The 10,211-nt window shown below is 41.2% G+C and carries 12 protein-coding genes and 1 riboswitch; of the genes, 10 read left to right on the forward strand and 2 right to left on the reverse strand.

The genetic code is table 11. From position 1 onward, the window contains the following. The first annotated feature begins 29 nt into the window (after positions 1-29). The 8 genes from K8S13_RS02825 to K8S13_RS02860 all read left to right on the forward strand — a co-directional run bounded on the left by K8S13_RS02825 (position 30) and on the right by K8S13_RS02860 (position 7,561). A complete protein-coding gene (locus tag K8S13_RS02825; RefSeq protein WP_291460272.1) occupies positions 30-344 on the forward strand; it encodes a DUF4258 domain-containing protein in 315 nt (104 codons plus the stop codon). Then, positions 341-619 (forward strand): YgiT-type zinc finger protein, encoded by a 279-nt coding sequence (locus K8S13_RS02830; RefSeq protein ID WP_291460273.1) that lies wholly within the window; start codon positions 341-343, stop codon positions 617-619. The genes K8S13_RS02825 and K8S13_RS02830 overlap by 4 nt, the downstream gene beginning before the upstream one ends. Before the next feature lie 228 nt (positions 620-847). After that, positions 848-991, forward strand: a complete 144-nt coding sequence (locus tag K8S13_RS02835) for a UPF0175 family protein (protein WP_291460274.1) — start codon at positions 848-850, stop codon at positions 989-991. Between the two features lie 377 nt (positions 992-1,368). Further along, positions 1,369-1,441, forward strand: a riboswitch (cyclic di-GMP riboswitch). Between the two features lie 52 nt (positions 1,442-1,493). Beyond that, a complete protein-coding gene (locus K8S13_RS02840; protein WP_291460275.1) occupies positions 1,494-2,096 on the forward strand; it encodes a DUF1566 domain-containing protein in 603 nt (200 codons plus the stop codon). 73 nt (positions 2,097-2,169) lie between these two features. Then, positions 2,170-2,550: a four helix bundle protein gene (locus K8S13_RS02845; RefSeq protein WP_291460277.1), complete on the forward strand. Its 381-nt coding sequence runs from the start codon at positions 2,170-2,172 to the stop codon at positions 2,548-2,550. An 8-nt stretch (positions 2,551-2,558) separates the two neighbouring features. After that, the gene (locus tag K8S13_RS02850; RefSeq protein ID WP_291460278.1) at positions 2,559-3,071 is read left to right on the forward strand and encodes a DUF1566 domain-containing protein; all 513 of its coding nucleotides are present in this window, start codon (positions 2,559-2,561) and stop codon (positions 3,069-3,071) included. 1 nt (position 3,072) lies between these two features. Beyond that, positions 3,073-3,612 carry a hypothetical protein gene (locus K8S13_RS02855; RefSeq protein ID WP_291460280.1) on the forward strand — a complete coding sequence of 180 codons (540 nt, stop codon included), beginning with the start codon at positions 3,073-3,075 and terminating at the stop codon, positions 3,610-3,612. Positions 3,613-3,661: 49 nt separating this feature from the next. Then, on the forward strand, positions 3,662-7,561 hold the full coding sequence (locus K8S13_RS02860; protein ID WP_291460281.1) for a DUF1566 domain-containing protein: 3,900 nt from the start codon (positions 3,662-3,664) through the stop codon (positions 7,559-7,561). A 342-nt stretch (positions 7,562-7,903) separates the two neighbouring features. Here the strand turns inward: K8S13_RS02860 and K8S13_RS02865 are convergent, their stop codons facing one another. Both K8S13_RS02865 and K8S13_RS02870 read right to left on the reverse strand, forming a co-directional pair. Further along, on the reverse strand, positions 7,904-8,506 hold the full coding sequence (locus tag K8S13_RS02865) for a hypothetical protein (protein ID WP_291460282.1): 603 nt from the start codon (positions 8,504-8,506) through the stop codon (positions 7,904-7,906). A gap of 23 nt (positions 8,507-8,529) precedes the next feature. After that, positions 8,530-9,072: a hypothetical protein gene (locus K8S13_RS02870; protein ID WP_291460283.1), complete on the reverse strand. Its 543-nt coding sequence runs from the start codon at positions 9,070-9,072 to the stop codon at positions 8,530-8,532. A gap of 103 nt (positions 9,073-9,175) precedes the next feature. On the opposite strand from K8S13_RS02870, the gene K8S13_RS02875 reads away from it, so the two are divergent. Both K8S13_RS02875 and K8S13_RS02880 read left to right on the forward strand, forming a co-directional pair. Continuing rightward, positions 9,176-9,406: a MoaD/ThiS family protein gene (locus tag K8S13_RS02875; RefSeq protein WP_291460284.1), complete on the forward strand. Its 231-nt coding sequence runs from the start codon at positions 9,176-9,178 to the stop codon at positions 9,404-9,406. Positions 9,407-9,409: 3 nt separating this feature from the next. Next, positions 9,410-10,117, forward strand: a complete 708-nt coding sequence (locus tag K8S13_RS02880) for a HesA/MoeB/ThiF family protein (protein WP_291460286.1) — start codon at positions 9,410-9,412, stop codon at positions 10,115-10,117. Positions 10,118-10,211 lie beyond the last annotated feature (94 nt).

The raw sequence follows: 10,211 nt of genomic DNA on the forward strand, positions 1-10,211 counted from the left end.
GCCGCGATTAGGCCAGGAAAAATAGAAACATGGATATAGAAAATGTAATCAATGCTGTCCGGAGCAACTGTGTGAGAATCACCGATCATGCTGATCAGGAAGCGTTTGAGGACACTCTGACATATGAAGAAATGTATTCATCGATAATTCAGGGCGACGTTATCGAGGATTATCCAAATGACAAGCCATATTCAAGCTGTCTGATTATGGGAAAGAATTTTTCAGGTGAGCCAATTCATAGCGTTTGGGCGTATAATCCAGAAAATCAATGGGCAGTATTAATCACAGTCTATCGGCCAGATCCTGAACGGTGGATTGACTGGAAATTAAGGGTGAAAAAATGAAACCATTTGAAAAGTGTCCAGTATGTGGCGGTGAGTTGCAAAACAAACAAGTACAAAAATTACTCAAAGGCGGAGGGAATACGGTTTCTATGAAGGTCGCCGCCGAGGTATGTCTTCATTGCGGAGAAAGACTATACGCTGAAGATGTGGTCAAATCATTTGAAGAAATTCGAGGCAAGCTGCGAAAGCAGGAATTTAGCCACCTTATAACTCTTGGGCAGTCGTTTACAGTTGAAAAAAACTGGCCTAATAAAGCTATCCAGCCGACCGCTTAACCCGTTGCTTCGCTTTTAAGCGGCGAATGATAGTAAGCGTTGTTAGCACCTTCTTGAGGGATTTTCAGGGTATCCCGGCTTTTGATGAAGACCCTGAAACGCCACCCTGTTTTTAGATTTTTACTCGAATTGTCTGTTAAGTGACCTGATTTTATTTTTATCCGTTTAAAATTTCTGAACATAGCATTTGTGCAAGATAGCATTTTGTAAAACACAGGGGATATAATCATGCAAGTACTCACAATACCATACAGTGATGATCTTTTGATATCTACCGGCAAATCAAAAAAAGCACTTGAGCAGGAAATGCTCTTTTTACTGGCCGTTAAATTGTTTGAACTGGGCCGTCTTTCTGTTGGTAAAGCAGCATAACTGTGCAACATGAATAAAATAAGATTCATGGATGAACTGGGCCGTATGGAGATACCTGTAATAAATCTTGATGATGATCAGGATGAATTAAAAAATGCGTGAAGCCATAGCGTTTCTGGACAAACTGCCACCCAAACAGTTCAAGCAGAGTTCAAGGTAGGAAAAAAATTTCCCAAAAGTATTACATTAAATTCCTAATTTTATAACATTTTTTACTCAATTTTATTTTAAGCTATTCTGCTGAATTGTATTCATATATTAAATAGAGTTAATTGTTATTTCAAACCATTATCAATAAAGGATCTTGTAAGATTTGTTCCTGTCTATCTGAAAATGGGAATAAATATTGCATATCAGAAAGAAAGAAAATTAAAATGAAATGAAAAAGCCAACCCGGTAAAGATACTGGGACGGAAAGCCACGGGTCTATTAGACAGCCGGGTTGCCATTCAGGTGATCCGGTTTTTTATTATAAAGGTATTATTATTCGAAAGGGTGCTTTATGAAAAAAAGGTTTAGATTATTTCTGGTTTTCAGTGTTGTTCTTATGATCCCATTTCTATGCCAGGCCTTTGACCAATGGCCTGATACGGGTCAGACCACTTCATATACCGACACTTTTGGTGAAGATTCGGATTATAGCATTAATCCTCAGTCCTATACCAAACTTGGGAGTGGTGGTGTGGAATTATCGGATACAGCAACTGTTGCAGATGGCTGGATCATGACAAGGGATAATGTCACAGGGCTGATCTGGGAAATCAAAACCAACGATAGTTCCATCCATGATAGGGATGATACATACACCTGGTATAATACTGTAAATTTTATTGCTGCTGTAAATAATGGAAATTTCGGCGGTTTTTCAGGCTGGCGCATGCCAACTGTTAAGGAACTTTCCACTATTGTGAACAGTGAAATTTACAATCCAGCTATTAATAAAGTATTTTTTCCATATACGGTGTCGTCCGATTACTGGTCGTCTACTACCTACGCTAATAACAGTGGGCATGCGTGGCTCGTGTATTTCGGCCGCGGCGGCGTCGGCAGCCACTACCCTAAGTCTAGTAGTTATTATGTCCGTGCCGTGCGTGGCGGACAGTGAGTCGGTAATTGGATGATTTGGTAATTAGATAATTTATAAAGGCAGTATTGTTGATAATGGCAGAAGGTAAAAAATGGCGAGATACGAACATTTACCTATATATAAAAAAGCAATGGAAATGGCTGTTTATATTCAGAATATGGTTAGAAATTTCAGTCGTTTTAACAAGTATAGTGTTGGAATGGATTTGCGGGATTTATCCCGAAAAATTTTGCTCTTGATAATCCGGGCAAATTCTGCAAGGGAAAAACAGGTACATTTACAAGAACTTGTGGAATATTTCGATATGCTTAAAACCATGCTTGTTTTTGCAAAAGAGGTTAGGGCCTTTAATAATTTTAAGAGTTTTCAGCATGCCTCTGGCATGGCTGTAATACTATGTAAAAAGAGTGAAGGGTGGTTAAAAAGCAGTAAGAATGGCCGGAATTATCAACCGTCTATGGCGGGTAGATGAGTGTGCCAATGAACACTGTGCGCTTCCCGCACTTTTTTGATAAAGGTATAATCATACAGGCTGTCGTATTCTCGACAGCCGGTGGGTCTCAACAGGCCGTCAAGTCGGGAAGTGAGGTGTCGTCCAATTACTGGTCGTCTACTACCAACGCTAATAACAGTGGGAATGCGTGGAACGTGAATTTCAACAACGGCAACGTCAACAACAACAATAAGTCTAATAGTTATTATGTCCGTGCCGTGCGTGGCGGAAAGTGTTCTCTTCTCTCCTGGGCCTCGGTATACCGTGCTTACATGGACTGCCGCAGGCGCAAACGGGGTACGATAAATGCGCTGAAATTTGAGGTTGATGTACTGGAAAATCTATTCAGCCTGGCGCTTGATCTTCAAAAAGGCTCGTACCAGCCATCCCGCTCTGTTTGCTTTGTGACCACCCGTCCCAAGAATCGTGAAATATTTGCCGCTGATTTTCGGGACCGGGTGGTACATCACCTTATTATTTATGAATTGGAAAAGATCTGAAATGGTTAAGAAAGAACAGATTGACTGTTGTTTTGTTAATAAATTTTCCATGAATCCTGAAAAGGTGTATGCACTACAGCAGGTTATATCATCCTATATGGGACATTTTAAGCATGCCAATACATGGAATCTTGTGAATCATATTTTTGAGCGGTATGTCTGGCTTAGCGAGCATTTTTTCTTTGTTAAAGGCAAGCTTTTCAGCAGATTCAAACATAAAGGAGTATTTAGAACTCTGCGAAGTCAGGTTAATTTTTTTAAATGCAGATTTCCGTTGACAATATTATTTTTCCAAGTAGGTAAATATTTTGAAACCTATGGGAAGGATGCCCTGGATATGTCAACGCCCCTTAAGATAAAAATAAGACATCATTACCGCGGTATGGAGGTTGGAGCAGGATTCCCAAAATGGATGCTTCCAAATTTTATCGGTAAAACACTGTCGCTTGGAAGGAATGTGGCGATTATAAAGCAAAGTGAAGTTCCTGGATTTTATGTCAGAGAAAGGTTCGCAAGTGAGTTATACAGATTAATTGAGTAATAAATGAAATAAGATAACAGATATTATAATTTTAAAAGAGGTGAGATAAATGCGGAAAATTATTATTTTAACAATTTTATTTTTCTTGATAAATACAATAGCTGCACTGGCAGATTTTGTTGATAATGGCAACGGGACCGTTACTGACACTGCCACAGGTCTCATGTGGCAACAAGCAAGCCAGAATCCAATGAATTGGGAAGCGGCTATCACTTATTGTGAAACCTTACCTCTTGCAAATTATGGGGATTGGCGTTTGCCTAATCGGAATGAATTGCAGTCTCTGGTTGATTATTCAAAGTATAATCCCTGTATTGATACTTCATTTTTCCCTGGAACGGTGTCGTCCCATTGCTGGTCGTCTACTACCAGCGCTGATAGCAGTGGGGGTGCGTGGCTCGTGAATTTCTTCCACGGCGGCGTCGCCAGCCTCAGTAAGTCTAGTAGTTATTATGTCCGTGCCGTGCGCGGCGGACAGTCTGGATCATTTGCTGATTTGGGAATTTCAGGCAGGGTAGCCGATGTCGGAACAGACCGCCTGGTGACGGGTGCCTTGGTCACTCTGGATAATGATTCATCCGTAATGACGAATTCAGAGGGTAAATTTTTATTCAGAAATCTGTCTTCAGGTAATTATGAATTGACGGTGGCTAAAAATGGATATCATAATTACACAGATAGCATATCGGTAACTGAAGGCACATCAAAGTTTGTCCAGGTCAGACTTGCTCCAGATAATGGGATGCCAGCCATAACAAACGTATCTCCTGATTACAGCGGCATATTTCTTGAAAATGTAACCTGTTCCAATACCTATACTGTCAAAGTCGTGTGGGCAGGAAATCCGGGGCAGGTAAAGTTTATTGCTAATGGTGTTGAATCTGTTGAACCAGGAACTTTAGATGGTGCCGGCCATACCTTTGATATGGGATATGATTTTAATGCCAATAACCTGCTTTCAGGAAACACATTGAGTATTGTGGCAGTCAATTCCGACGGCGTGGCATCAGCACCGGTGACGGTTCATCCGGTTATTATCAGCTCTCCTGCATGGTCAAATACTCTTGGAAACTTTGAAGGTGAAAAAGTATGGGGATCTGAAACAATTTATAAATGGAGTATGGGTGTCCAGTATCCTTCCCCGGACCCCTTCAAGGCCAAAGTTGATGCGCCTGAGTGGTTTCCGTTTATTGGGGGACATACATTTGGGTTAACAGAAACACAAGCCTCCCTTGATATTTATTTCCAGAATAATGGGGAAGGCGGGATTGAACTTAATGGTGATCTTGGGTTTGAGGCAGCAGGCCAGGCAATCATTGGAAGCCTTGGAGGGAACGGCATCGTTCAATATGTTTCAGGCGAAGGGCTTGTATGGGCAGGTGCCGGGTTTAATATTGGTCTTTCAGGAAAAATCAGCAAACCAATAGGCATTGTAGAGCTTATTCCTGCCCTGGCCGGGTTTGCCAATATTCCCGGAGTTAGCTGGTTCAATAAAAAGGCAATAGTTCGAGGGGAGATCACCCCCGGAGTTGACCTTGGCCTTAATCTGGTTAATCAGGATGATGAAATACAGTTTGAATCCTTTGAAGGAACAGGGGAGGTCGGAATAGAAATAGCCCTTGCCCTGAATATTGCAAAAAAAATAAAAGCGGAACTCTATGGCGGCGGCAGCGCCAGTTTGACCCTGCAAGTTCCTAAGAATCCGGATTATCTCAAGGCTGTTGAGGCATTGCTTTTTGCCGGGGTAGAAATAACAGTGTGGCTTTGTAAATTTAGCCCTGAAGCCAGTTATCTCTGGACATACCCTGAAAATAAATCATTGCTGTCCAAAGCCTGGGATAGCCAAAATGATGCCGGTCTTCAGGCCATACAGCCTGATTTCCTGAAATATGGTACCTATAATGTGCTGTCACCCCAGAGCAAATCTCTTGTGTCAAAAGGGGCAACATCAACAGAATCAAAAATAATTGAAAATGTGTATGCCTATTCAGAGCCTGTGATCGTGGAAAATGGCAGCAACCTGATCATTGCCTTTGTCTATTATGATCCTGAAGATCCTGATTTCCAGAACACAGAGATTTATACAACCCTCTATGACAGCACCGGGTTTTCAGACCCGGCACCCATCAATGATGATACTAGAGCGGAATTTAATCCCCAACTTGCAACAGATGCCAGTGGTAATACCATTGCCGTTTGGGAAAGAGTTAAAGTACCGGATTTCAGTTCTGATCAATTATCAGATATGGCAGCACAGATGGAAATTGTTTATTCAATTTATACGACAGGTGGATGGAGTGGTCCCATTTCCCTGACAGATAATCTTTATCTTGACCATAGCCCCCAGCTAAGAACAATGCCGAATGGCTCTCTTTTCCTTTTCTGGGAATCAAATAATGATAATGAATTGATCTCATCTGCAGCGTCACCCTGTCAGATCCATTATACCATCTGGGATGGTGCATCCTGGGGCTCTGTTGAGGATATTCTAACAGGTTTCAGTTCAGCTTTCCAGTTTGATGCGCATATGTTTGCCGGCGGTGGTATTCTGGTCTGGACCCAGGATGGAGATGATGACCTTGCCACTTTGGACGACCAGGAGATTTTTTATGCTGAGTTTAATGGTACGGCATGGAGCGGCCCCTTTCAGATGACGGATAACATAATTCCTGATTCAAATCCGCAACTGGCAGGGGATGAGAGCGGTTTTCATCTGCTGTGGCTGCAGGAGGATCAGATAGTACAATTGACAGATATTGCCACGGGCGCATTCCAGGTGGCAAGGCCGGAAAGTTCCAGTGCGGGATATATTAATTTCCAGGCGCTGTTGAATAACCAGAACAATCTGGTCATGACCTGGCCTGAACAGGATGAAGCGGGTACAGACATTTTTTATTCTGTATATGATCAAGATCACAATAAATGGGGGAAAGATAACCGACTCACAACGGACACAGATGTGGAGAAGGGGTTTAATCCCTTGTTTATGGCTGACGGAACTCTGATGGCCGTATATAACAAGGTAAAACTTGAATATGTGAGCAAAGAAGTGGAAATAGACGGACAGATGGTAACCATTGAGAATGTGCCGGAAGCCGGTCAAAATGATCTTTATATGCTGACATATCAATTGTCGGATGATTTGGGTTTTACCGAGGAAGGTCTCACTATATCTGAAGAAAATCCAGCTCCGGGTACCATGGTTACACTATCAGCCGAAATAATTAATAAAGGTGATTTCAGTCTTGATGGGGTGGAAGTGGCATTTTATGATGGAAATATATGGGAGGGCGGAGTACAAATCGGAAGTATCATAACAGTGCCGGATGTTCTTGATGCAGGAGCAACTTTTATCGCCCGGATTCCCTGGCAGGTCCCCGGTGATGAATTGCCCTATACCCTGTTTGCCCGTGTTGACCCTGGAAATAATATTACTGAAAAAGATGAATTGAATAATCTTATTTTTACAGATGTGCTGTTACCTGATTTTGATTTTATCGAAGGACGGAGTAACTGGATGGGAAGTGATCAGGTTTCCCTGGTGGCATCTGTCAAAAACACAGGATCATCAAAAGGTGAAAATATTATCGTTGAGTTCCTTGGGCCAAACGATGCAGTGCTTAAATCAACAACTATTAAAGAACTTGCACCTGGCCTTACCACCGAAGTTGAGTTCTTGTGGACTGTCGACCATGGATTGTTCTCAAACTGCCAGGCCATTATCTCAATACGTATAAATAATGATCAGTCGATCCATGAGTTTGATCTAACCAATAACAAGGGTTCAATAATGGTGATTAAAGATTCTGAAACATCCTGCTGTGGATCTGACAGAGACAATGACGGTGATGTGGATGGTGCTGACCTGGCTGCTGCAGCGCTGCAAATAGCTTCAGGTGATATTAATTTAAGTCGTTTTTCTGAATGTTTTGGCAGCTCGGTCTACTAAAAATAAAATTTACAGGATCTACAAATTGAAAAGGCTCTTAAAATTATTTTTTCACGATAGAATCCATGTGTACATAAAATACATTATAATGGTATTGATTCCTGTTTTACTATCCATGCCTGCTTACTCAGCAATATGGTTTGCAGGCACGGGCAATGATGGTTATATAAATGATGTTAACGGCATTTTTTCAGCTTTGAGCAACTGTCCTGGACTTCAGGAAATTAAGGTCAACAATTTCATATCCGAAAACCAGTCCGGATCAGGTCTGCTTGGCCTTGTTGGTACAAGGCGGAAATGTGAAAAATAAATTCGTAGAATTCGATCACAAAAGCGGGCTCGTTAAAATACCAAGGCCTTTTGAATGACTTCCTTAAGGGCCGGGTTGACGAATTGTTCAAGTTTTTCCCGGGTAAAGACAAGTTCCGTTCTTTCAAGAGTAAAGGAGACCGGTATGGTTTTTAAAACATTTTTATCTGTAATGCCAAGGTATAAAGTCAGATCAATATCAAGGATCATGTCTGTTACACCACCTTTTTTCTTTGCACGGCATTCAAATCGGTTAATCGTTCCTGCCAGGATGTGTTTAAATCCTTTAGATGCTTTCATTACACCGTCAGGTGTGAGATCCCATGGATCGATTGGGGTTGTTGTAAATCCATTTTTTTCAAAATAAATCCCAATGATGCGGGTTAAGGTATCTGCGAGATTCAAGCCTTTGACTAAATACGTTTCCTGGCTGTTATCAAGCAATATTCTGTAGCCAATGTAACCTTCGCCCATATCTGTCCGGTTGTCCTGAAAAGGTGCTATGCCGATCCCACCTGTTTGTTTTTTTTCATGGTCGGCAAGATAGGTGATATCAATAAATTTCTGGCCGGGTGTGGCACATCCCCAAAAAAGAATAAAAATAAATCCTAAAAAGATCAGTGATTGTTTTTTCATGGAAAGGCTCTCCTGTTTAATAATTAATTAAGTTTTATATCATCAATTTTTACAGTGTTTAAATACTCTTTTACAGCCCCAAGGGTCAGGGTAAACATTTTAGTACCGGTTAAAATAGCAATAGCATCATCCTCACATTTACAGGCGTTTGCAAAGGCCGGTCCCATAATGTTGGCTGGATTTTGAGCCTCATCAGGATTGTTCTGCATGACTTTCAGGTAGGTGTTCAGTCGTTGCTTTAAGATTTCAAAATAATCAATGCTTTGACCTATGGTGGTCTGGGTAAGTGTAGAAATATTTTGGGATAGCTCTTTTATAACTTCCCAGAATAGTTGAGTTAACGGTCCTTTGTTTTTATCTGTGGCCGGCATGAAAAAGGAGATGGCCCATCCAACACTCAGAATTTTAAGAATTTGAAGTTCATATTCTATGATCGTCAGGTTTAAATCGCTGTTTTCAGGTATGGCAGCTAAAAACTTTTTCAGATCTGTTCTGTCAATGGCAAAGGCAGCCAGGTCTTGGGCAAGTTGTTGTACGCTAAGGGGATCTTTTTTGTCGTGTTCCATGATTCCTACTGTTTTTATTTAATTCATATACAAAATAATTCACTTATGTCATATAATAAATCATCTTAATAACAGCACAAGCAAAAAGTGTAAACTTAAAATTATGATAAAGATAGATCTGAAGCTGTTTGTAACATTGTCCAAATATTTTCCAAAAGACAGTGAATATCTTGAAATCCCTGAAGGAACATCTGTGGAGAGGCTTATGTCGGATCTTGGCATTCCCGGGGAACTCGTGAAATTAATTTTTATTAATGGGAAACGGCAGGACAGCAAATATCGATTGGAAAACAATGACAGGGTTGGACTTTTTCCACCGGTTGGAGGTGGATAGACCATGGGAACTTCAAAATTTGAAGAACGGTATGATAGAAATTTTAATACGCTTTCCCTTGAGGAACAAAAGACACTGGGTGCATCAAAAGTCGTTGTGATCGGCTTAGGCGGTCTTGGCGGAGGCGTATGTGAGATGATGGCAAGGGTTGGCGTTGGGCATTTAACCCTGATTGACGGGGATTCATTTGAAGTTAGCAATTTAAACCGTCAACTCTTGAGTGAAGAACATCTGATAGGGGTTCCCAAGGCACAAGCGGCAAAAGACAGGGTCAATGCTATCAATTCCGATGTCATTGTAATGCATCTGGTTGAATATCTGGATGAATCCAACCTGTATGAACGGATAAAAAATGCTGATGTGGTTATGGATTGCCTGGATACCATAGATACAAGATTCATGTTGCAAAAAACCGCTCAAAAAGCATCTATTCCCATAGTATCCGGAGCCATTGCAGGGGTTGCAGGTCAGGTGACAACAATTTTTCCCGGTGATAAGGGGTATGAGCTGATATATGGGAAAAAAGGGGGCAGACAATCAAAAGGAGTTGAGACAAGAACCGGTAATATAGCCTATTGTGCACTTTTTATTGCAGCCCTTCAATCTTCTGAATGTTTGAAAATTTTACTGGATCGCGGAGATATTCTTCGCAATAAACTGCTGATCGCAGAATTATGGACCAATTCTTTTGATATTATGGACTTGGTTTGATTCTATTTTTGACCCGGTTTTATCCCGATTATAATTGGGTTGTTTGGAAATCTATGTTCATCAAGAGAGGTCTTTTATGTATACCGAGGCAGCA

The sequence above is a fragment of the Desulfobacula sp. genome (assembly GCF_021107415.1).

What these genes read in the sequence shown, in the direction of transcription:
- K8S13_RS02875 (WP_291460284.1), top strand. Translation starts at nt 9,176, where the DNA reads ATGATAAAGATAGATCTGAAGCTGTTTGTAACATTGTCCAAATATTTT.
- K8S13_RS02830 (WP_291460273.1), top strand. Translation starts at nt 341, where the DNA reads ATGAAACCATTTGAAAAGTGTCCAGTATGTGGCGGTGAGTTGCAAAAC.
- K8S13_RS02845 (WP_291460277.1), top strand. Translation starts at nt 2,170, where the DNA reads ATGGCGAGATACGAACATTTACCTATATATAAAAAAGCAATGGAAATG.
- K8S13_RS02840 (WP_291460275.1), top strand. Translation starts at nt 1,494, where the DNA reads ATGAAAAAAAGGTTTAGATTATTTCTGGTTTTCAGTGTTGTTCTTATG.
- K8S13_RS02850 (WP_291460278.1), top strand. Translation starts at nt 2,559, where the DNA reads ATGAACACTGTGCGCTTCCCGCACTTTTTTGATAAAGGTATAATCATA.
- K8S13_RS02855 (WP_291460280.1), top strand. Translation starts at nt 3,073, where the DNA reads ATGGTTAAGAAAGAACAGATTGACTGTTGTTTTGTTAATAAATTTTCC.
- K8S13_RS02870 (WP_291460283.1), bottom strand. Translation starts at nt 9,072, where the DNA reads ATGGAACACGACAAAAAAGATCCCCTTAGCGTACAACAACTTGCCCAA.
- K8S13_RS02835 (WP_291460274.1), top strand. Translation starts at nt 848, where the DNA reads ATGCAAGTACTCACAATACCATACAGTGATGATCTTTTGATATCTACC.
- K8S13_RS02825 (WP_291460272.1), top strand. Translation starts at nt 30, where the DNA reads ATGGATATAGAAAATGTAATCAATGCTGTCCGGAGCAACTGTGTGAGA.
- K8S13_RS02860 (WP_291460281.1), top strand. Translation starts at nt 3,662, where the DNA reads ATGCGGAAAATTATTATTTTAACAATTTTATTTTTCTTGATAAATACA.
- K8S13_RS02865 (WP_291460282.1), bottom strand. Translation starts at nt 8,506, where the DNA reads ATGAAAAAACAATCACTGATCTTTTTAGGATTTATTTTTATTCTTTTT.
- K8S13_RS02880 (WP_291460286.1), top strand. Translation starts at nt 9,410, where the DNA reads ATGGGAACTTCAAAATTTGAAGAACGGTATGATAGAAATTTTAATACG.